Annotated in this window: 20 protein-coding genes; 12 read left to right on the top strand and 8 right to left on the bottom strand. The window is 58.2% G+C overall.

Features of this window, described 5'->3' with window-relative positions; genetic code table 11:
• The first annotated feature begins 1 nt into the window (after position 1).
• The 5 genes from GR158_RS19295 (at position 2) to GR158_RS19275 (ending at position 5,200) form a co-directional block, all read left to right on the top strand.
• Positions 2-679 (top strand): conjugal transfer protein TrbF, encoded by a 678-nt coding sequence (locus tag GR158_RS19295; RefSeq protein WP_160872218.1) that lies wholly within the window; start codon positions 2-4, stop codon positions 677-679.
• Positions 680-695: 16 nt separating this feature from the next.
• Complete coding sequence (gene trbG / locus GR158_RS19290; protein WP_160872217.1) at positions 696-1,550, top strand: P-type conjugative transfer protein TrbG; 855 nt, start codon at positions 696-698, stop codon at positions 1,548-1,550.
• Entirely contained in the window at positions 1,550-2,011 is a 462-nt protein-coding gene (gene trbH, locus GR158_RS19285) for a conjugal transfer protein TrbH (protein WP_160872216.1), read from the top strand. Before trbG ends, trbH begins: the two co-directional genes overlap by 1 nt.
• Before the next feature lie 12 nt (positions 2,012-2,023).
• Positions 2,024-3,337, top strand: coding sequence for an IncP-type conjugal transfer protein TrbI (gene trbI, locus GR158_RS19280; RefSeq protein WP_160872215.1), 1,314 nt, complete (start codon positions 2,024-2,026; stop codon positions 3,335-3,337).
• Positions 3,338-3,721: 384 nt separating this feature from the next.
• The gene (locus tag GR158_RS19275; RefSeq protein ID WP_160872214.1) at positions 3,722-5,200 is read left to right on the top strand and encodes a hypothetical protein; all 1,479 of its coding nucleotides are present in this window, start codon (positions 3,722-3,724) and stop codon (positions 5,198-5,200) included.
• On the opposite strand, the gene GR158_RS19270 is transcribed toward GR158_RS19275, so the two are convergent.
• Positions 5,166-6,301 (bottom strand): IS3 family transposase gene (locus tag GR158_RS19270; protein ID WP_160872213.1). Its coding sequence is split into 2 segments (ribosomal slippage): positions 5,166-6,037 and positions 6,037-6,301, totalling 1,137 coding nucleotides; the frame shifts between segments, so codons are not numbered across the junction. The genes GR158_RS19275 and GR158_RS19270 overlap by 35 nt on opposite strands.
• A 384-nt stretch (positions 6,302-6,685) precedes the next feature.
• Here GR158_RS19270 and GR158_RS19265 point away from each other — a divergent pair.
• Entirely contained in the window at positions 6,686-7,078 is a 393-nt protein-coding gene (locus GR158_RS19265; RefSeq protein WP_202402361.1) for a darcynin family protein, read from the top strand.
• Positions 7,079-7,312: 234 nt separating this feature from the next.
• On the opposite strand, the gene GR158_RS19260 is transcribed toward GR158_RS19265, so the two are convergent.
• On the bottom strand, positions 7,313-8,047 hold the full coding sequence (locus GR158_RS19260) for an SDR family oxidoreductase (protein WP_160872212.1): 735 nt from the start codon (positions 8,045-8,047) through the stop codon (positions 7,313-7,315).
• A 121-nt stretch (positions 8,048-8,168) separates the two neighbouring features.
• Between GR158_RS19260 and GR158_RS19255 the strand changes: the two genes are divergently transcribed.
• The gene (locus GR158_RS19255) at positions 8,169-9,098 is read left to right on the top strand and encodes a LysR family transcriptional regulator (protein WP_160872211.1); all 930 of its coding nucleotides are present in this window, start codon (positions 8,169-8,171) and stop codon (positions 9,096-9,098) included.
• Positions 9,099-9,370: 272 nt separating this feature from the next.
• Here the strand turns inward: GR158_RS19255 and GR158_RS19250 are convergent, their stop codons facing one another.
• Complete coding sequence (locus tag GR158_RS19250) at positions 9,371-10,084, bottom strand: TetR family transcriptional regulator (protein ID WP_160872210.1); 714 nt, start codon at positions 10,082-10,084, stop codon at positions 9,371-9,373.
• A 91-nt stretch (positions 10,085-10,175) separates the two neighbouring features.
• Here GR158_RS19250 and GR158_RS19245 point away from each other — a divergent pair, with 91 nt between their 5' ends.
• The 4 genes from GR158_RS19245 to GR158_RS19230 all read left to right on the top strand — a co-directional run bounded on the left by GR158_RS19245 (position 10,176) and on the right by GR158_RS19230 (position 14,302).
• A complete protein-coding gene (locus tag GR158_RS19245) occupies positions 10,176-10,832 on the top strand; it encodes an O-methyltransferase (protein ID WP_160872209.1) in 657 nt (218 codons plus the stop codon).
• 21 nt (positions 10,833-10,853) lie between these two features.
• Positions 10,854-11,717 carry an SDR family oxidoreductase gene (locus GR158_RS19240; protein ID WP_160872208.1) on the top strand — a complete coding sequence of 288 codons (864 nt, stop codon included), beginning with the start codon at positions 10,854-10,856 and terminating at the stop codon, positions 11,715-11,717.
• A gap of 84 nt (positions 11,718-11,801) precedes the next feature.
• Positions 11,802-12,935, top strand: a complete 1,134-nt coding sequence (locus GR158_RS19235; RefSeq protein WP_202402360.1) for a DUF3500 domain-containing protein — start codon at positions 11,802-11,804, stop codon at positions 12,933-12,935.
• A 182-nt stretch (positions 12,936-13,117) separates the two neighbouring features.
• Positions 13,118-14,302, top strand: a complete 1,185-nt coding sequence (locus GR158_RS19230; RefSeq protein WP_160872207.1) for an arabinose transporter — start codon at positions 13,118-13,120, stop codon at positions 14,300-14,302.
• A 536-nt stretch (positions 14,303-14,838) separates the two neighbouring features.
• On the opposite strand, the gene GR158_RS19225 is transcribed toward GR158_RS19230, so the two are convergent.
• From GR158_RS19225 to GR158_RS19215, 3 genes are read right to left on the bottom strand one after another with little or no spacing between them, the layout of a single operon-like run.
• Positions 14,839-16,056 carry a DUF3422 domain-containing protein gene (locus GR158_RS19225; RefSeq protein ID WP_160872206.1) on the bottom strand — a complete coding sequence of 406 codons (1,218 nt, stop codon included), beginning with the start codon at positions 16,054-16,056 and terminating at the stop codon, positions 14,839-14,841.
• Between the two features lie 47 nt (positions 16,057-16,103).
• Positions 16,104-16,994: an SMP-30/gluconolactonase/LRE family protein gene (locus GR158_RS19220; RefSeq protein WP_160872205.1), complete on the bottom strand. Its 891-nt coding sequence runs from the start codon at positions 16,992-16,994 to the stop codon at positions 16,104-16,106.
• Positions 16,995-17,033: 39 nt separating this feature from the next.
• On the bottom strand, positions 17,034-18,467 hold the full coding sequence (locus GR158_RS19215) for an aldehyde dehydrogenase family protein (RefSeq protein ID WP_160872204.1): 1,434 nt from the start codon (positions 18,465-18,467) through the stop codon (positions 17,034-17,036).
• A 227-nt stretch (positions 18,468-18,694) separates the two neighbouring features.
• Here GR158_RS19215 and GR158_RS19210 point away from each other — a divergent pair, with 227 nt between their 5' ends.
• Positions 18,695-19,420, top strand: a complete 726-nt coding sequence (locus tag GR158_RS19210) for a FadR/GntR family transcriptional regulator (protein WP_160872203.1) — start codon at positions 18,695-18,697, stop codon at positions 19,418-19,420.
• Between the two features lie 11 nt (positions 19,421-19,431).
• Here the strand turns inward: GR158_RS19210 and dld are convergent, their stop codons facing one another.
• Positions 19,432-21,168, bottom strand: a complete 1,737-nt coding sequence (gene dld / locus GR158_RS19205; protein WP_160872202.1) for a D-lactate dehydrogenase — start codon at positions 21,166-21,168, stop codon at positions 19,432-19,434.
• Between the two features lie 22 nt (positions 21,169-21,190).
• Positions 21,191-21,919 carry a FadR/GntR family transcriptional regulator gene (locus GR158_RS19200; protein WP_160872201.1) on the bottom strand — a complete coding sequence of 243 codons (729 nt, stop codon included), beginning with the start codon at positions 21,917-21,919 and terminating at the stop codon, positions 21,191-21,193.
• Positions 21,920-21,933 lie beyond the last annotated feature (14 nt).

Genomic DNA, 21,933 nt, shown 5'->3' with positions numbered 1-21,933 from the left:
CATGGCCCGACGCAATCCGCCAAATACTTCCCATGTTTCCAACCCTTACCTTGCGGCACGCAACGAGTGGAACGAGCGTTATGGCTCCTATGTGAGAGCAGCCGCGGCCTGGCGCATCGTCGGCGTCACCGGCATGGTCATGGCGGTGATCGGCTTCGGCTACGCGCTTTATCAAAGCACGCAGGTGAAGCTCGTTCCCTATATCGTCGAGGTCGACAAGCTCGGCACGGCCTCCAATGCCGGCTTCCCGCAGCAGATCGAATATGCCGACCCGCGTGTGGTGCGCGCCACGCTCGGCAGCTTCGTCTCGAATTTCCGGTCCGTGACGCCGGATGCGGTCGTGCAGAAGCAATATATCGACCGGACCTACGGCCTGCTCAGGACCTCGGATCCTGCGACCGAGAAGGTCAACGCATGGTTCCGTTCCAATTCGCCCTTCGAGAAGGCGAAGACCGCCACGGTTGCGGTCGAGGTCAACAACATCGTCGCGCTGTCGAACCAGTCCTATCAGGTCGACTGGACCGAGTTCGAGCGCGATCGCCGCGGGAAGGAGACGGCCACCCGCCGTTTCCGCGGCATCGCCACCGTAACCCTCACGCCGCCGCAGGACGAGGGTGTCATCCGCCTTAACCCCATCGGTCTTTATCTTCGCGACTTCGACTGGACAGCGCAGCTTTGAAAGGCATGGCCCAAACATGAATATCCGTCACAGAAAACTACGGGCCACGTTGACCGCGGGCGCCATCACTTCGGCGGTGCTGGCGTTCTCCGTCCTTGCACCTCTCGATGCGGTCGCGGCCGACGGCGTCACCGCCAACGAGGTCGAGGGCATGGGGATTTCTACCCAGTGGCGCGGATCGCGCGGGTTGGTGACCAAGGGAGCGGACGGGAAGGTGATCTTTCTCTATGGCGAGGTTCAGCCCTCCGTTGTCTGCTCGCCGCTTCAGGTCTGCGACATCGAGCTTCAGGGCGGCGAGGTGGTTCGCGACGTGCTCGTCGGCGACACGGTGCGCTGGAAGGTCGAACCGGCCACATCGGGGGCGGCGGGCGGCCAGGCGATCCACCTGATCGTTAAGCCGTCGGAGCCCGGTCTCGTCACCTCGATGGTGGTGACGACCTCGCGGCGGACTTATCATATCCAGCTCAAGTCGCATTCCAGCCAATATATGGCCCGCGTCGGATTCGAGTATCCGGAGGACGTCTCAGCGAAGCTCGCGGATATCAATGCAAGGCTCGAGGCGAGCACGATCCCAGGCGCCGGCGTGCCGGCCGAGCGGCTCAACTTCTCCTACTCGGTCTCGGGCCGAGCCGGCTGGCGGCCGACGCGGGTCTATTCCGATGGCCTGAAAACCTACATCCAATTCCCGCGCTCGATCTCCGGCCAGGATGCGCCAGTGCTGTTCGTCACCTCCGGCGGCCAGAACCGGATCGTCAACTACCGCATGAAGGGCGACATGATGGTGATCGACTATCACATCGATCGCGCGGTGCTGGTCTCCGGCGTCGGCTGGAAACACGAAAAGGTGACGATCAGAAGGGGAGGACGGTGATGCGTGTCTTCCACCTCCGCCCCATCCGCGCCTTTGCCGCAGCCTGCACCTTCGCCATCCTCCTCTCCGGATGCCAGTCGATGGGAACTGATGGTCTCGTCGCCAGCAATGCGCCGCCGGAAATCTCCGGCCCGGCGGCAAGCGCCATTGCCGGCGATATGGTCAGCCGGCTTGCCGAGCAGATCGGACCCGGCAAAGCGACCGTTGCGCTCAAGCCGGACGCCTCGCCGTTCGGTCAGGCGCTGGAGGCGGCGTTGAAAGGCTGGGGCTATGCAGTCGTCACCGACCAGAAGACGGACAGCGGAACGAAGGTCATCCCGCTCGCCTATGTGATCGCACCATTCGACGGGCAAGTGCTGGCGCGTCTTTCGACCGACAGTGTCGAACTGGGCCGGGCCTACACCGTCACCGCAAGCGGCGCGACACCGGCGAGCGCGCTCTCGCTGATGCGACGCGGCTGAGGGGAGGCAACGATGGTGCAATCCCTCAAGCTCGGCGGCGCTGCGAATGACGAAGCGGAATCCGGTATCAAGCGGATCAACCGCCTGCCGATTGTCGTGGTGATCGTGCTGGTGATCGCCTTCCTTGGCGTCATTTTCTATGGGCTTACCTCCCGCGGACTCTACTTCGGAAAGGACAGCGGTCCGGAAACGAGCTCCGGCAATCCGGCCTCGACCTTCGCCGACCAGATCAAGCGCGGCGTGACGGACGGCATCATCGGCGAGCCGCAGCAACAGACCACGTTCCAGCCGACACCCGTCGAGACCAAACAGGACGAGAAGGCGGACAATCCCTTCACGCCGCAGCCGGGACAAAAACAGGAACAGCAGCGCGGGCAGGAGTTGGAAAACGAAGCGGTCTGGCGTGCCCGTCTCGAGCGGGAACAGCGGGAGCAATATCTGCGTGAGCGGCATCGCCAGCGCATGGCCCGGCTACAGGCGAATGACGCGGCCTATGACGCACCACTCACCATCGACCGCAGGAAGCTGGACGCGAGGGCAGACGAGACCACCTCGGCAGGTACGACGACGAACGCTGCGTCATCGACGACCACCGGCGCCACCTCGGATCTTTATGCCGCCGCGTTGCGGGCCGGGCTCGGGGGGCAGAATGTCGACCCGAACGGCCAGAGTTCCAAAGAGGACTTCTTCAACGCCGATCTCAAGGAGGTCGGCTACCTGCCGAACCGCGTCATACCGCAGCAGTCACCCTTTGAACTGAAACGCGGTTCGGTTATTCCGGCGACGCTGATCACCGGCATAAATTCGGATCTGCCCGGCCGCATCACCGCCCAGGTCAGCCAGAACGTCTATGACAGTGCAACAGGGCATCGCCTCCTCATTCCGCAGGGGACGAAGCTCTTCGGACGCTACGACAGCAAAGTGTCGTTCGGGCAAAGCCGCGTCCTCGTCGTCTGGTCGGATATCATTTTCCCGAACGGCTCCACGCTGCAGATTGGCGGCATGGCGGGAACGGATTCGCAAGGCTATGGCGGTTTCCACGACAAGGTGAACAACCACTATTGGAGAACATTCGGCTCGGCGGCGCTGATCGCGCTGATTGGAACAGGGATCGACGCATCCTTGCCGGAAAGTTCGACGCTTGCCACGCAGGAAACGGCATCCGATGCCGCAAGGCGGAATTTCGCGGAGAGCTTCGGTCGCGTCGCCGAGCAGACGATCAGCCGAAATCTCAACGTCCAGCCTACGCTGGAAATCCGGCCGGGCTACAAGTTCAACGTCTTGGTTGATCAGGACATTACATTCCCGGGGGCATACCGAAACTAGGTTTCGACGCGAAGCATGAAATGTGTGGCCCCTTAACCAGAAGTGGAAGACCCACTTCTCAGCAGGTTCTGGTGTTCGATTTCCATCAAGGCGAATGGCAGCTTCGCGCCCCATTTCGGTCGTTTAAAGTCAAAGTGCTGATCCCAAAAGCGGACGTTAAGCAGGCAAACAGCTGCGTTCGCACCACTCATCAGACCGCTGAGATATCCCGCAAAAACGACGTCGTCGGCGCGATGTAATAGTGGTCTATTTAAGTGTTAATTCGCCAGCCAGATGATGGAAAACTGCTCGGCACACTGGTACCACCAGGGTGTGGAACAATCTTACATTTCACGAGAGCTGGTTGTTGGTGAGCGGAGCTGTAGTGAGGAGCAACTACCCCGCATGGGCTCGCTGTTCCTTGTCCTTGCCGAACCGGGTGCAGGAAAAACGGAGCTTTTGTCGCAGCTCGGCCAGCTTTTGAATGTTACCCCCACTCGAGCCAGTGTGTTCCGAAATAAGGCGCTCGCGGCGGCACCTCAAGCTCTGGTCATTGACGCAATGGACGAGGTCGCGCGCGTAGACCCTTTGGGCGTCGAAGACATCATCGTGAAAGCCAGTGAATCGGGTAGCGGCACGGTCATCTTTGCTGGCCGTTCCAGCGAGTGGGACACTGCCGAGACCGAGCATGTGAAAGACTACTTTGGGATCGAACCCGTAGTGGTTAAGCTCAAAGCCTTCACTCTGTCAGAACAGCGCCAGCTTTTCGCCGCAAGCTTCCCCGGTGAAAGCTTTGATGCTTTCTCGGCCGAATGCGCTCGCTTCGAACTGGATGCCCTTCTCGGAAACCCGCAGTTCTTGTTGCTCTTCGGTGAAGCCTACATCGAGAGCGGACGGCATTTCGTCTCTAAAAAGGTCATATACCTCGACGCTGTTCGCCGTCTCGCTCATGAGGCAAACCCGCGAGTAAAACGCCCGAACCGTCCGCCCGACGGTGACATCGTTGAGATGGCTTGTGAGGTGTTTGCGAAGCTTATGCTTTCGGGAAGCGCGAGCGTCAGCTCCAGCGAAAGCCTTACCTCGAGCGACTACCCATATCTGCGATCGCTCGTTGCAGATAATCCTCAAGATGCACATTTTCTCGCCGATACCCGTCTTCTAAAGCCCTCCTTTGAGCCGGGACTGCATGAGCCGGTACACCGCATTGTCGCTGAGTACTGCGCCGCCAGGTACCTCGTCAGGCGGATCGATAATCCTGCCGATCGCCTGTCCCTAGCGCGTGTTCTGTCCGTTGTTGCACCGAAGGGAACGGTCCGAACCGAATTGAGGGGCATGCTCGGATGGATGGCAGCCCTCGCACAAGGATCGACACAGCGTCAGTTGATTGGGCTTGATCCCTACGCCGTGGTCGCGAACGGTGATCCGTCCGAATTTACAACCAACTCAAAGAAGACCCTTCTGCAGACCCTAAGCATGCTCGCGGAAACCAACCCGCTCTTCCGCCGGAACGATGCTTGGCGGCAGTTCAATGTGGGCACATTCTTCACCGCCGACATCAGGGATGATGTTGCGGCGCTGATGAATCCGGCGATCGACAGTCCCCTTCGCGACTTGATACTGGAACTGTTGTCTTCTTCTCACGCATCAGGGCAATTCGAGGGAGAACTGCGCACACTTGCGTTGGATGGAGCCTCACGACGCGATGTTCGCAAGGCTGCGTATTCCTTGCTTTTGGAAGGCACAAAGTACGATCCGCGCCCTGATATCCCAGCGCTTCTATCAGAGAACAGAGGTGGCTCGGTTTGTCTGAACAGTTTCGGACGTTTTGCTCAGTGGTTTGCGGCGTTGGTCATGCCGCGATCGATATTGGCTGCGGCTGATTGAAGTAGACCTGATCGAGTGTTTTCCGGTCAAGAGATGAATGTGGGCGTCGGCCATTATAGAATGCCAGATACCGGCCAATGCCGGTGCGTGCCTCCGGAACCGACTTGTAGGCGTGGAGATAGACCTCTTCGTATTTGATCGATCGCCACAGCCTTTCGACGAAGACATTGTCCCGCCAGGCTCCCTTGCCGTCCATCGAGATGCTGATTTCGGCATCCTTCAGCAGCTTGATGAAGTCGAGTGACGTGAACTGGCTACCCTGGTCGGTATTGAATATCTCCGGCTTGCCGTAGCGCGACAACGCCTCCTCGACCGCCTCAATGCAGAACGCCGTCTCCAGCGTGATCGACAGCTTCCACGACAGAACCCGACGACTGAACCAGTCGACGACAGCGCAAAGATAAACGAAGCCCCGTGCCATCGGTATATAACTGATGTCCATCGCCCAGGCCTGGTTGGGTCTGACGATGGTGAGGTTCTTGAGAAGATAGGGATAGACCTTGTGGCCCGGCGCGGGTCTGGAGGTGTTCGGGCGACGATAGATCGCCTCAATGCCCATCTTCTTCATCAGGGTCCGAACGTGCAGGCGGCCGACGGCATGGCCCTCTGCATTCAAAAGCCCTTGCAGCATCCGGCTCCCGGCGAAAGGATATTCCAGATGCAGTTCGTCGATCCGGCGCATCACAGCCAGATCGACAGCCGAGGCCGGTTGTGGCAGGTAGTAGACGCTGCCACGGCTGATGCCGAGTATCCGGGCCTGACGGGAGACGGACAGTTCGTGGTTCCGGTCGATCATCGTTTTCCGCTCAGCAATCCGGCCTTGCCGAGCGCGCCGGCTAAAAAATCGTTCTCCAGCGTCAGTTCGCCAATCTTGGCGTGCAGGCTTTTGACATCGACAACAGGCTCCGCGGTCTCCTTGCGGCCGTCATCGAAGACATCGGCAGCGCCGTCGAGCAGTTGATCTTTCCATTGCTTGATCTGGTTCGGATGCACGTCGAACTGCTGAGCGAGCTCGACCATTGTCTTTTCACCCTTGATCGCGGCGAGCGCGACTTTTGCCTTAAAGGCAGGGCTGTGGTTGCGGCGGGGTCGTTTCGTCATCATGGCTCCTGTTATCGGCATAGTGCCGGGTTCAAAAGCCGAAAGCCACTTATCTCAGATGTTCAGTTTTCCCGAGCCACCTCTCTATATTTACTGCGGTAGGCCGGGTGAGCACAGTGCAGACGATTCCACCCTGCCCCTGAAACGCGAAAGGCAGCACCTGAAACTGTCTCAAGAAGTTCCAGATGTCTGACCATTTTGTCGTTTTCAACGATGAAATCAGTGAGTTGGCATCCCCTGTCTGCACACTCGGGAATGCGATTACCAAAGACGAGGAATCAATCGTATTTCTCTCTAACGCCGCACGGGACTTCTACTTAAACGAGGGTCACGGGGGTCAGTAGACATAGACAACCAATTTTAGTTTGCAGAAAAAGGGATCGAATGACTGAAACCAATTCACTGTACGACCTTGCCACAAACCCAATGACCATATTCTGGTTGATCAAGACGACGCCAGAATGGCTGGCACTGCCCCCCCATGGCGAAAATGGGCGCTTTGCCTTTGGCAAGAATGTTCTTGATCCCATTCTTGAACGCTATCCGGGAGCCAAGATGACATTCTATGATTGTGAAGCGTTCACAGCCGATTGCACCGATGTGATGGTGTGGACGGTCACCAGTCTCCAAGACTACAATGGCGTGGTCAACGACCTGCGCGAGACAGAGTTTTGGAGCTACTACTTCACTATCGAGAAAATCATTCCCGCGATCGAGAATGAATACGCCAAGCACTATAAGGTAGACCTCTTAGGCCAGGGAGTAGCCGCCGCCTAGGCGGCTTTTCCACTATTTGCGAGCGCTTTGTGTTCGAAAGCAATCAGAGTTCCACCTTGAACATCAGCCAAGACAACATCTTGTCCACCAGACGCCGCGCATCGCGACGGAAACAAACCTGTGAAAGACATTGGGGTAAATTCTTGTCGCACCAGCCTGCGCTAACGACTGCGTCACTCTGAATATGGGAACGTCATTCTCCGCCCCTAATCTCGTTAGCTCGGGGTGATGCCGTTAATTCATTCCACCATTGACATAGATTACCTGACCATTGATCCAGCGGGTGCGCCCGGCGAGGAAGGAGACGACCTCAGCGATGTCAGCGGGCGCGCCGAGCCGCTCCATTGGGTTAAGCTTGGCGATACGATCAATGGTCGCCTCGTCCTTGCCGTTCATAAACAGGTCTGTTGCGGTGGGACCGGGGGCAATAGTATTGACCGTGATGTCCCTACCGCGGAGTTCGCGAGCTAGGATCAGGCCGATGGCTTCAACCGCGCCCTTGCTGGCCGCATAGGCAGCGTAGCCGGGCAGCGCCTGGCGCTCAGCAGAAGTTGAGACATTGATGATCGCACCGCCGGCGCGCACGTGATGCGCTGCAAACTTGTTGACTACGAAGGTGCCCCGCACATTGGTCCTGTGCATACGATCGAACCCATCCAGATCGAATTCGGCCACCGGGCCGAGGATCATGATGCCGGCGCAGTTCACGACCACGTCGATACCGCCGAATTCGTGCGTTGCCTTATCGAACAGGGCCCGAACTTCGGTTTCGTCAGCCACATCCGCTTTTATAGAGACGGCCTGTCCGCCGAAGGCCTTAATGGCATCAACGGTCCGCGTCGCCTCAGCGACCTGGTTGGCATAATTGACAACGACCGCGAATCCATCGTGCGCCAGTTGTTCTGCGATCGCCTTGCCAATTCCCCGCGAGGCGCCAGTGATGATCGCTACTCTTCCTTCGTTGTTCACCGTGCTGCTCCTTCTTTACTGAACAAAGCCCATCACATTGCCATTGAGGAGCTTGTAATTTTTGATTATCCATTCTCCAAATGCATAGTAGTCAAGCTATCGATGACAGGAAGTTGGGCTTATGGCATTCGACTCGCGCCTGCTAAGCGGGATTGGCGTGCTTTCGGCGGTGATAGAGGCTGGCAGTTTCGTACGGGCAGGGGAGGCGCTCGGACTCACGCAACCTGCGGTTAGCCGGGCCGTTGCGCGCCTGGAAGCGCGCGTGGGGCTTCGCATCTTCAACCGCACCGCCCGGTCAATTACTCTTACGGATGAAGGCCGGCGGTTCTACGAAGCCGTTGCACCTCACCTGTCGGGGATCGAGGAGGCGACAATCCTCGCAACCGGCGCAAAAGAAGCCGTTCAGGGCCGGCTGCGAGTGAACGTGGATGGAGCGTTCGGGCATTATTTGCTTGCACCAAAGGTCGAGACATTTCTAGCCAGATTTCCGGATCTCTCCTTGGAGATCAGCGTTCGGGACCGGATGGGCGATCTCGTGGCCGACGGCTTTGATGTCGCAGTGCGATTTGGCGTTCCGGAATCATCGGCGCTTGTCACTAGGTTGCTGCTCGAGACCCGAGTTATCACATGTGCGTCGGCCGACTACCTTGCGCGCCACGGCGTTCCAACCCATCCCAAGGATCTTGAGCAAGAGCACGAATGTGTGCTGCTGCGTGACCCAAGCAGCGGTCGTCACTTCGCGTGGGAGTTCAACAGAGGAGAAGTGGTCATCCCGGTCTCGGTGAAGGGGCGGCTGCTAGTGAATGATACGGGCAGCCTGGTTGGTGCGTGCCTAGGCGGCCAAGGGGTCGCGCAGCTTCTCCAGCTATATGCGCAACACCTACTAGCCGATGGACAACTGGTCCATCTCCTATCCGATTGGTCGACTGAGACCTTTCCACTCTATGCCTATTACCATCCCGCGAAATTTGTCCCGGCGAAGGTCCGCGCCTTCGTCGATTTCGTTCTTGAACTGGTTAGTAGCGAGCCATGGCGAACTTTGCCAGTTTGACCCCGCTCATTTTTGTATCGTTTACTTTCGTGATCGCGCGTCTTCGCCGTATCAGTGATGATAGGGAGATCGTAGATTGTTGCTGGAAGCCTGCGGTCGTGACCATTGTGTCTCTCATCCGCAGAGAACAGGCGATTGCCGCCTATTTGACGGCTCATGCTCACTCAGCTCAACGCCATTCTGGACCCTAGAGGTCAACGAACTGCCCCCGTTTCTCGCTGACCTTCCGGCTCGGCAAGCAGCTAGAAGGCAACGCGTTCGTGGACCGCGGATTAATGGCTTTGGAAGTCACCCTTTTGAAGCTGGATACCACCACCGGCGCGCTGATCTGTCGGGCTGGCTTCCTGCCCCGATTGACGGTGTGCCATTCGCTCCAGATACGCACATAGCATGTCAGCGATTGCGTCCGAATAGACTGCGATTTCGGGATCGGACCTGGGGGTCTCCGAGAACTCGCTCCCAACGGCGGTCAGGGTGGTCGCAATAACGTCGCCTACCAATTGCCGGGTTGCTTCGGTGGCCGTTGGAAGGACTTCGCTCATAAACCTCGAAACGATGAGGTCGCCTTCCGCCTCAATTTCGTACAATTCAGGGGAATGGCGATAGAGCGGTGCGGCATCATCCAATGCGACACGGAGCGCGGCTTCTTCAACCTCGGAACGGAGAAAAGCGAGAATCAGGGACCTCAGCCGTTCGAGAGGGGGCGACATAGCGTTACCGAGGATCGCTTCCCACTGCCGGTTCGTCCGCCGCCATTCGTCGCTTTGCAGTCGAAACAGAATGGCGGCCTTGTTTGGGAAATACTGATAGAGGGAGCCGACGCTCACGCCCGCTTTCTCAGCGACTCGCGCCGTGGTGAAGCGCCGCGCGCCCTCCTCTGCCAAAACCTGAACAGCGGCTTCCAAAATCGCTTCCACGAGCGCCGTTGAGCGGGCCTGCTTCGGCATCTTTCGTGAGGAAATGCAACGGGTTGATTGATGGGTCATCCGGGGCTCTGTCAATGCGATTAGCTAATGCGACGAAACAATCGTATTTAGTATCGCGAGACAAAACAACTCCTTTGTAGATTGGAACCACATGACCACGCTTAGTACCGCGCCGCTGGCGCCATTACTGGATCGCCTTTTTAATGAAGCTGATGCCGCGAAAAGCCCATCCCTCGCAGCGCTCTCGCGCGATGAGCGGAACCGGCTGATGCGGAGCAAGACCGAATATCTGCATCTCTATGGTTTGATGAAGGATCTGTGGCTCCCGGTCTCAAGGGAGACCGGACTGCTGCTATATATGCTGGCGCGCAGTTCCCGAGCCCGCAGCATTGTTGAGTTCGGCACGTCGTTCGGCATCTCGACACTGCACCTGGCTGCAGCACTGCGTGACAATGGCGGCGGGCGGCTGATCACCAGCGAATTCGAACCCTCGAAAGTAGCGAGAGCGCGTGCGCATCTGACCGAAGGCGGTGTTATCGATCTCGTCGAAATCCGGGAAGGCGACGCGCTCGAAACGCTGAGAACTGATCTACCTGAGACGATCGATCTGCTGCTGCTGGATGGCGCAAAGTCGCTCTATCCGGAAATCCTGAGTCTGGTGGAAAGCCGCCTCAGGCCTGGAGCCCTCATCATAGCGGACAATGCTGATTTTTGTCCGGAATATCTAGACCGCGTGCGCGCGCCGGCTGCGGGCTACATGTCTCTTCCCTTTGCCGAGGATGTCGAGCTCTCCGTACGGGTCAACTGACGAATAACAAGGAGAACCCCTATGCACGTATTTGTAACTGGCTCCACCGGTTGGGTCGGCTCAGCCGTTGTCAACGAGCTACTGAATGCCGGCCACAAGGTCACGGGGCTTGCCCGCAACAGGGAGAAAGCATCGGCGCTGATTGCCCAAGGCGTGAAGATCGTTGAAGGCACACTTGACGACATCAATGTCCTGCGTCGTGCTGCCGAGGATTCAGACGCGGTGATCCATACCGCGTTCAATCATGACTTCTCCAGGTTCCCCGAAAGCGCGGAACAGGATCGGCGCGCTATTGAAGCACTCGGCGGTGCATTGGAAGGATCGCAACGGCCGCTTCTCGTGACGTCAGGCCTATCGGGGCTCCCACGCGGTGCGACCGAAGCCGATGTTCCCGGCCCGGCGGGCCCGCGAAAGTCGGAAGCAGCAGCACGGGTACTCTCAGAGCGCGGCGTGCGGGTTGCTACGGTGCGGCTTGCACCGTCCGTGCATGGCCTGGGCGATCACGGGTTCATTCCCATCGTGGTTCGCCTCGCGCGAGAGACAGGCGTGTCCGCCTATATTGGCAGCGGTGAGAACTGCTGGTCCGGTGTTTACAGGCTCGACGCTGCCAGGGTCTACCGGTTCGCCCTCGAGAAAGGCGTAACCGAACCTGTTTATCATGCGGTCGCCGACGAGGCCGTGCCGTTCAGGCAAATCGCTGAAGTAATCGGCCGTCGTCTTGGCTTGCCAGTCGAGCCAAGAGAGCGTGAGCACTTTGGCTGGTTCGCAAATATGGCGGGTGCCGACATGGCCGTCTCCAGCGCGCGCACCCGGTCACTTCTCCAATGGGAACCGGCTGGCCCGAGCCTTCTCGCGGATATTGACCAGCCCGGTTATTCCGGCTGACTCTCTGATCAGGCGCCCGTTCCGGTCGGCCGCGCGGCCAAGGCGGCGTACCCGGTAAACTCCACGACCTCGAAAGATCAACACATGCGTATGTTCAAGGCGGGCGCAACGCGCCCCGCAAATAAACCCTTGCGCCGCGGTTTCATCGGCAATTCCACGTTTGCCTTGGGCGCCATTTTGCTCGGATGCACCGAGCCAGTTGACTCTTCTCTCGCGTCGGCCCAGCCCGACACCGTTATTACGACAGCCACACCGGCGGCCTTGGCGAATGGCCGCACCGTCCTTGAGCGGGCCCGCGCATTTGCCGCTGCGCTGTCTGACAAGCAGCGATCGGATCTCCTGCGGCCATACTCGCTGGCGAATGCGTCACGCTGGCATACCTATCCGCAATGGGGAATGGGCCGGCGCGGTCGCATCGGACTACGCCTGGAAACACTTTCACCGTCGCAATGGCAACATCTGGATGCCCTGCTTGCCGCGGCGACTGGCAGCGGGAAAGGCCAGGGCTACGAAGAACTTCAGCAGCACCTGAACGCTGACGATTTTCTGCGGCAGATTGGAAAGGACCAGCGCTACGGTCGCGGCGATTTCTATGTTGCATTCCTCGGAGAACCATCGGACACGGGTTTGTGGCAGCTTCAGTTCGGCGGGCACCATTTCGCTCTGTCCAATACCTATCGCGAGGGCATCCTAATCGGCGCGACGCCATCGTTTAGGGGCATCGAGCCAGCCTTTCCGTTCGAATTCAACGGTGTGATGCACGCGCCTCAAAAGCCTGCCATGGATGCATTCCGGGCACTCCTGGCCTCATTGGACAATGGTCAGTGCGAGAGTGCTCGAATCCATGGCAAATTCTCGGATGTGGTGATGGGCCCGGGAAGGGACTGGTCGTTTCCGGCCAACTCTGAGGGGATCGCAGCAGCAGTGTTGAGCGACCAGCAACGGGACCTCCTCTTGGCGGTGATCGCCGCCTACGTTCATGACATCGACGACGCCAACGCCGCCCTGTTCATGGCCCGCTATGAAAGCGAGCTGGCCCAAACCCGTGTGAGCTTTGCCGGTTCGCCGTCTCTGTCGAGAACGGGCGACTATGTTCGCATCGATGGCCCCTCGTTGTGGATCGAGCTTGTCATGGACAGCCCCTACAACTTTTCTCAGCCGCACCCGCACGGTGTCTGGCGTGACAAGCACACGGATTACGGTGGTACTCGCTCCTAGGCCCGAATCCAAGAACTCGCCCCGTCTTTGCTCCCTTGCACAATATGTCCGGATCCAAGGGTGAGAGCGCAAAGAGTCGCGCAGCGAAACGCGATGCCACTCGCTCTTCCATGCCGCATCAGCGGCCGCAAGCGTTCAGCGTCAATCAACGCATCCTGCAACAACGAAAAAGGTGCGTATACATGCGCGTTTCTGAACAACCCGATCTCGCCTATCGTCGCGTCCTTGCGCTGACGATCGCTCTGTTTCTCTCCTACCTGACTGTGGCCATGTCGCTGCCCGCTGTGCCTGTACACGTCGTTCAGGGGCTCGGTCTCGACAACACGTATGCCGGCCTGGCGGTCGGTATTGCCTTCCTGTCGACGATCCTGACACGCGGCTGGGCTGGAGCCTTATCCGACCGCATCGGCGGCAAACCTGCCATGCAGCGGGGGCTTCTGATATATGCCGCGGCCGGTTTGGTCTGCCTTCTGGCGAGTTGGACACGACTTCCTGTCGCCGGTAGCTACACCATCCTGATCGTCGGCCGACTTCTGCTGGGGATCGGCGAAAGCGTCGCTATGGTCGGCATGATGGGTTGGGCGCTAGGACTGATGGGGCCGGCCCGTTCTGGCCGCGTCATATCGCTGGTCGGCATCGGGATCTATGGCGCCTTCGCTGTCGGCGGACCGCTTGGGATGGCGGCCCTGAACCGATCAGGCTTCACGGGGCTGATGGCCGCTTGCACGATACTGCCCCTCATTGGGCTCGTGGCGATTCACTGGCTTCCAGGCGTGGCGCCGCAGGCTGGGCAGCGGCAATCCTTCTGGCGTATCATTGGCCGGATTTGGCGGTCGGGTGCTGTCGTCGGCCTGCAAGGTGTCGGCTTTGCCGCGATCGGCGCATTTTTCCCACTTTACATCCTCAGCCGGGGATGGCCCCATGCCGGACTTGGCCTGTCCTTTTTCGGCGTCGGCTTCGTGCTGGTGCGCATGGTCTTCGGCCATCTACCGGACCAGGTCGGCGGCACGCGGGTGGCCGTCGTCTCGCTTATTGTGGAAGCTTGCGGACAATATCTGTTGTGGCTCGCCCCGGGGCCCAATGCGGCGCTTACCGGCGCGTTACTGACCGGGCTTGGTTGCTCGATGATTTTCCCGGCGATGGGTACCGAAGTCGTGAAACGGGTTCCCCCGCATGTTCGCGGCACAGCTGTCGGTGGCTTTGTCGCCTTTCAGGACTTCGCTTATGGAGCAACGGGACCTGTGGTCGGTCTGCTCGCAGATCATTCCGGATATGCATCAGTGTTCCTCATCGGCGGCCTTGCAGCGACGGTTGGATTGTGGATGGCGCTCTCACCGCAACGAGCTTCATCGGCGCAAGGACTGTGAACGAATGTCGGTCAGGTTGCAGTTGCAGACATTCGATATGCACTTCACCGTTCCGGTCGGCGCTAACAGGCTCAAAGCAGGTCCTAAAACACTTGGTCAACAGCGGGGGTCAGGGCTGCCTCCACGCCGCCGCATCGGTCGTGATAGGCGGAACATTGATAACTGCCTTGCCTGTGATTAAGCGCTCAAAGCCGGACCCCACCACATGTTTTTCTATTCATTGAATTAGCTGCAGGAACTTCATAATCGCGGGGGTCCCGCTCGGCGACGAGCTGGACCGCATGACGCCACCCGTCATAGAGCATCGTAGCCCAGACCGTTGAACAATGACAGGCACAAGGCTCGTTGCAGCCACGCAGATCCTTCTTCATCCCAACGTGGGATTTGCAACACCACGAAGCGTCACGACAGACGCCGGACATCATTGAGTCGGCGCTGACGTTGCGAAGCCGGTTGGCGTCATTCGGCCCAACCCTGCGCCTGATCAATCCCTGCACCTCTTTAGCCGTTTGCACTTCCACTACTAGCCCGCCCGATTACAAATTTCCTCGCGCAGTGGCGATCGCATGCCTGACGCGGTGAATGGCGAGAGCGACGACGATCAAAACTACTGGGATGGAAGTCAAAACAATTGCCGAAGGTATGTGGACGCCGGCCCGTTCCGCGGCGCCCAAGGCAATCTCAATCAAGCTCATAAGATAGTAGCTTATCGCAATGACCGAGAAACCTTCAACCGCACGTTGGATCTGGATCTGGGTCGTCGCGCGTTCAGCCATCACGCCTAGCTGCCGCGCATTTTGAAATTCGATCTCGACCTGAATTTTAGTCTGGAGCAGATCAAGCAGGTGGGTCGTGGCGATAGAGAGTTGTTCGAGTCGCAAAGCTGTAGCGGCGCATGTTCGTACCGCTGGTTTGAACCTGCGGGCGACGAATACACCGAAGCGCTGGAAACCGGGAACATGGCTCTCGCGCAGTTCGGCAATGCGCTCTTCGACAATCTGTGCGTAGGCTGATGTGGCACCAAATCGATTGCGAGTTGCGGCCGTTTCGGAGATCACTTGGGCCGACAATTCAGTAATCTCTCCAAGTAGTTGCCTGTGCCCTTGCGGATCTGTTCGCACATTATCATTGGTCAGACCAACCAGGTCCGCTTCAAATCGTTTGAGGATCGGCCCTAATCTGCGCGCCTCCGACAAACCAAGGAGTGCCATGCATCGGTAGGTCTCAATTTCGAATATCCTCCTGACCATCCTCCCCAATCTGTATGAGTTCAAGCTTTCGTTCAAAAAGAGGATTCTGGCGCCGAGTTCGGCGGAAACTCGGAAGTCGGAACATACCTGGGCCGCACCTCCTCCCACGTTCGAAGCGGCACTGTTCTGAAACCCGAACTCCGAAAGGACGTGGCCGAGGTCTGCTGGCGTCTTGTCGAGAATGAGCATTCCAACCCGGCACGATATTTCTGTTCCGCCAAGGCCAGTCAATTCTTCGCACTGTTCATGCGACAATCGCGGGACCGGCCAAGTCAGCGGACGCTCGGAAACCGGCGTTACCCGAGTAACAGTGGCGAACTCTGTGTGAAACTCGATCTGGATATAGACGTCTGGATCATTTACGTCCTCGATGGTGACTGCCTCGTGCCTAGAGACAATTCCTGCGTCGCCAATCGGCCTTAAGGCAAGATGTTCGACGTAGGCCATCCCGGAAAAATATATCGATGGCCTCGCGTGCAGTTCTGCATTGAAGTCGGAATGCATTTTGCCTTCCTTAGCCTCGTTCAGCGCGTCGTGTCATTTGGCGAAGCCTATGCATGGCGGCCAAACGAAGCAGGCAAAAGATTTTCCGAGCGTCCGCGCCAAGATGTCGAACTTTCAAACACCAGGCCGGCCGAGGCGTCGGGCTGCTCACTATCCATGAGATGACGCGATGTGGTCACATAGAGAGTTGAAAGGTCGCTTCCGCCAAAGGCCAATGCCGTCGGCCAGCGGGTGCCGACGTTGATTACCGCATCGAGAGACCCGTCAGGACGGAAGCGCAGGACCTCTCCAGAGCCGATCACCGCAGTCCAGATATGGTCGTGAACATCGACGACCAGCCCGTCAGGGAGGCCCTTTTGTGGATCATACGTCGCGAAAGTCCGCCTGTTGTTGATCGCACCCGTCACACAATCATAATCGAACGCGAGAGTCTGGCCACGCATTGTATCGTTCAAATACATTGTGCTCGCATCGTTCGACCAATCGATGCCGTTTGATATGGTCAGCCCGGACAGCTTCTCGACGGCGGTACCGGAACTATCCAGACAATATAGAATACCAAGCGGTTCCGCGTAACGGGCGGGGTCGATTGCCATCGTGCCCGCCCAAAACCGGCCGGCCGGATCGACACGCCCATCGTTGAATCGCGTCATGCGCGTTGGCTGCGGATCAGCGATGTCGGTTACTAGGCCGCTCGACGGGTCGTACATTTGGAAGCCGTTACGGGTGGCGAGAATAAACCGGCCATCCGTGGTCGCGGCATAGGATCCGATTTGATAGGGAAGCTTTAGCGCGCACCGGATGTCGTCTGCGTTCGTCGCGCTCCAAAGTTCTCCGGCTTCGATATCAATCCACCAAAGCGCCCCTTTGATCCAGCGCGGCCCTTCGCCGAGAAGGTGCGAGTGTCCAGACAAGGCAGAGAGCAACGGAAATCCCATCAGACTTACCTTTCAATGTGGCTCAACTGGGAAGATGCGTTAGCCGAGTGTATAGCTCGTCTTGACGGTGGTGAAGAATTCGCTTGCGTAGCGGCCCTGTTCGCGGGGGCCGAAGGAGGAAGCTTTCCGTCCACCAAAGGGTACATGAAAATCGACGCCTGCCGTTGGAAGGTTGACCATGACCATGCCAGCTTCGGCGTTGCGCTTGAAATGGGTGGCGTATTTCAGGCTGGTCGTCGCAATGCCCGACGAAAGGCCGAACGGCGTGTCGTTGGCCACCGCGAGCGCCTCGTCGTAATCCTTAACACGGATGACCGCCGCGACCGGTCCGAAGATTTCTTCGCGGCTGATGCGCATTGCGTTTGTCGCGTCCGTGAAGAGTGCTGGCTGCAGGAAGAAACCGTTGGTGTCGCACTTGACGAGATTGCCCCCCACTTCAAGCTTTGCGCCTTCGGTCTTGCCCAGCTCAACGTAATCCAAGTCCTGCTGCAGCTGCTTTGCATCCACCACCGGCCCGATATCCGTGCCCTTTGCCAGAGCGTGTCCGACGTTCAGTCCAGCGACGCGATCTTTCAGCGCTGCGACGAACCGATCATGAATATTTTCGGTGACGATCAGTCGCGACGAGGCGGTGCAGCGCTGGCCGGTGGAAAAGAAAGCCGAATTCGCCGCCGCCTCCACTGCGATCGTGAGATCGGCGTCATCGAGCACAACGAAAGGATTTTTCCCGCCCATTTCAAGCTGGAACTTTCGATTGAATGGCAGCGATGAGGACGCGACGCGCTGGCCCGTCATTGTCGATCCGGTGAAGGTAATGCCGGCGAGGTCGGGACTGTCCAGCATGGCCTGCCCGACGACCGAGCCGCGGCCCATGGTGAGGTTGAGCACACCGTTTGGCAGGCCTGCGCGTTTCAGGATATCAACGAGGACCCAGGAGCAGCCGGGAACGAGTTCGGCCGGTTTGAAGACGACGGTATTTCCATAGCAGAGCGCTGGCGCGATCTTCCACGAGGGGATGGCGATCGGAAAATTCCAAGGCGTGATGATGCCGATCACGCCAAGCGGTTCTCGGGTAATTTCGACCCCGACATTCGGCCGTACTGAGGGAAGGACTTCGCCTGACAGCCGAAGGGCTTCGCCTGCAAAGAAGTCGAAAATCTGTGCCGCTCGGACGGTCTCACCGATGGCTTCTCCTAAAACCTTGCCCTCTTCGCTCGCAAGAAGCGCGCCGATTTCCTCTTTGCGCGCGAGGATCTCGTCGGCCGTTTTTTTCAAGATCGCGTGTCGCACGATAACGCTCGATCTCGACCACGATGGAAAAGCTTCCTTGGCGGCTGCGATCGCCGACCTGACATCCTCGGCGTCGGCCTGGGCGTAGAGCCCAACCCGCTCATCGGTGTTGGATGGATTGATGTTCGCCGACGACGTGCTGCCGACCCACTGTCCATTGATGAGGTTCTGGTGAATTGTCATGTTTGCTTTCCATCTTCATTCATAACTACCGTTGCCCGGGGTGGGGTGCCTCGATCTTACGAAAGGGACGCTTTCCGTGTTGCCCGCCACGTACTCTGACTCCGGAATCCAGTCTTTCTGCGGCTATAGTTATTATCCGGTTGTAGGGCAAGTGCTATATACGGATTTATGCTGATTTGTCATTCCGAGTCGGGTTAGAATGCTCGCAAACAACCAGAGCGATAGGGATGGCCGATTTGTCAGGCAAGCATATCTTCAGCGAGGTCAACAGACCGGAGCCTCTGCATCTTCGCGTGGCCGCGCTCATCGGCCAGCAAATCGACCGGGGCGCCCTTGGGCCAGGTGACAGGCTTCCGAAGGAGCAAGAACTTGCACTGCAGTTCAATGTCGGTCGAAACGTGATACGCGAAGCAATTGCCTGTCTTCGAGCCGATGGCATTCTTGGTTCGCGTCAAGGCGTCGGTGCTTACGTTCTGGCCCCACACGAACGTCAATCCTTTCGTATCGACCCAAAGGGGCTGCACGAGCCAGAAAATATTCGTGCCCTTCTCGAGATGCGCCTGCCGCTGGAGGTCCAGGCGGCGGGACTGGCCGCGGATCGGCGCACGTCATCACAATCAGAACATCTGCGCTCGATATACGTTGAGATGGTGGCATCGGAACACTGGTCACCTCGCGCGATTGATCTCGATATGGAGTTCCACAGGTCGATAGCCGCGGCAGCGCACAACGGCTATCTCGTCAACGTCCTGACGCTTATATCGCACCATACCAGGCAGACGATTGAGCAGGCTCTGGACCGAAACGAACTCGGGCGGCTTGTTCACTCAACTGAAATCGAACATGAGGCGGTTCTGCTGGCGATCGAGCGACGTGATGCGCCTGCCGCGCGGGCTGCGATGGAAACGCACATCCGCTCTGCCGCCACTCGGCTGGGCGTTGAGCTGACCTGAGCTGACTTCCATCATTCACCGACGCATCGTCCTGGAGGCTGGGCGGGGTTCGAAAAATGGCCCGGTTCCTTCCAGTTCAAAAGCAATGACGTCTTGCCAACGCCCGGATTCATCGTGTTGGTCGGGTCGAGCGAACGGTAGAAATCCTTGAGCGCTGGCTCGGCATCGTAGAGATGGCCCACATTGTGCTCGGCAGGATATTTTGCCCCTCGATCCTCCAACAGGGCCAGGATATCGTGTTTGACCGCATCACAATCTTCGCCCTTCTTCACCAGGTACTCCTGATGTAGGACGTGGCAGAAAAAATGCCCGCAGTACATTTTGAACTCAAGCCTGGCTTCGATTTCGGCTGGCAGTGTTTCGAACCAGTCGAGCGTGTTTCGCGGCAGCGCTATGTCGAGAGCGACAATGTCCTCAACCGTTTCGGGATGAACTGCGCGATAGCGGACAATTGCACCGCCAACTGCAAAACGATTGAGGAATGCAGCAGAGCCCTCATCCTCCGAGCACTCGAAGTATTGACCCGACTGACTAGGGAATTTCTCGGACAGGTAGTGACGCGCTTCGTCAATACCGGCGTCCCCCATTTTCAGCAGCAGATGATGTTCGTATTTGTCCCGGTATTCGTTAAGGCGTGCGGGCAGATGATTGGGGAGTAGACGGCCAGCGAACTGCAAGAGCCTGTCACTGACCGCACCCCCAAGTCCGAGCTTTTCGGTGATCGCATCGAACCGGCTCTTGGCTGCAAAGGCGATTGGGACTCGATCCGTCCCATACCGCTTGATGAACAGAAACAGATCCTTTCCGTACCGGCTGCTCGCATCGAAGGCAGTTCGATGCATGTATTCGCCGGCAACCGGCAGGTGGGTGAAAGTCTGCAGAATATCGCGACGAACGGTTTCAAGCTCTGCCGGATCGTTCGTTCCAATGTAGAAGACCTGCGTCTTGTTGTCGGCCTCGAACGTGTCGAGCCTTACAGCAAAGACGGCAATGCGTCCCGCCGATCCGGCAGCTTCAAAGAGGCGACGCGGGTCGGCGTTATAGCGGGCCGGAGTTGACGCCGAAACGTCCCTGACGTGATTGCAATATTCGTCGTCCGATGCCCTCACGTTCTCAGAGTTGACAATCTCTTCCGGCGAAATTTCCCCGCGGTCGAGCTTCGTCAAAATCTCCTCGGGCGTTTTACCGAGGTCGATCCCGAGATGATTGACCAGGACAAGTTGACCGTCTTCCGTGATGCGGGCGTGAAGCGAAAGCTGGGTAAAAGCGGGGCCGCGCCGTATCAAGGCGCCGCCGGAATTGTTGCAAACGCCACCCGTTACCGACGCACCGATGCAACTCGAGCCAATGACGGAATGCGGCTCGCGCCCGTGAGGTTTGAGCTTGCTTTCAAGCTGGTTGAGCGTAACCCCAGCGTGACACACGACCTGTTCGGCATTGTTGATCAATTCCAGTCGAGTGAGGCGCATCGTGTTAATGACAATGACGGGCCGGTCATAGCCGTCACCGACCGGTGTCGAGCCGCCGGTCAGTCCAGTATTTGCGGCCTGGCATATGATGATCAGCCCTGCTTTGTGGCATGCCTTCAGAACCGTCCACATTTCAAGCAGCGTACCGGGTTGCACGGCTGCAACGATCGCGCCCCCGCCGTATCGATATCCTTGCCGAAAGCGCCTCGTGCCGGTTGCACCCGTGTAAACATGCCGGCGTCCGACGATACGTTCGATTGTCCGAATGAGATCCTGCATTGTCGCTCGAAACTTACTTCGCTTATTTTGGAGAGGACGAAAGGCCAAGCCGGCGAGCGGCACCGTCAATGTGCTTGCGCATGGCCTGTCCTGCAGCCGTTACGTCTTGCGCGCTGATCGCTTCGAAGATCGTTCGGTGCTCGGCGATGGTCGTCTCGACTATGGCGTCGATATTGTGCGATGCCCGGGCTGCAAATATCGTTCGCCGAATACGCTGACCCATGAAGTTTAGAAATTCGATGATGTATTCATTGTTCGTCGCTTCAGCGACGCGGTGATGAAAGTCCAGGTCCGCATCGACGCTGGCATAGGTCAGCTTTTCATCGCCCTCCATCCGGGCAAGCGCGCTTCTGATCGCCTCGAGTTGCACGTCCGTTCTGCGACTTGCCGCAAGTTCAGCCGCCAAAACCTCCAGAAGGCCTCGCAACTCGAAGAGACTTTTTAGCTTGTCTTCGTTTTCGAGCGCATTGGAATAGATACGAATTGCCTGTCGCTCGCGAGGATCGAGAACGAACGCGCCAAGGCCCTGGCGCGATTCGATGACGCCGTCAGCGCGAAGACACGCGATCGCCTCGCGGATGACGTTGCGGCTGACATTGAAGGCAGACGCCATCTCGTGTTCGCCCGGAAGTTTGTTGCCGGGCATCAAACGTCCTGAGGCAATTTCGTTCGCGATTCTGGCGGCAATTACCAGATGCAGAGGTTCCGGCCGGTCAACGCCTGAAAAAAGGCGGTCGGTTTTCGGTTCCATTATCGAGACCCTTT

The sequence above is a fragment of the Shinella sp. AETb1-6 genome (genome assembly GCF_009826875.1).
GTDB classification, from domain to species: domain Bacteria; phylum Pseudomonadota; class Alphaproteobacteria; order Rhizobiales; family Rhizobiaceae; genus Shinella; species Shinella sumterensis.
Note: the sequence above shows the minus strand (reverse complement) of the source record. Positions and strands in the feature narration are given on the sequence as shown.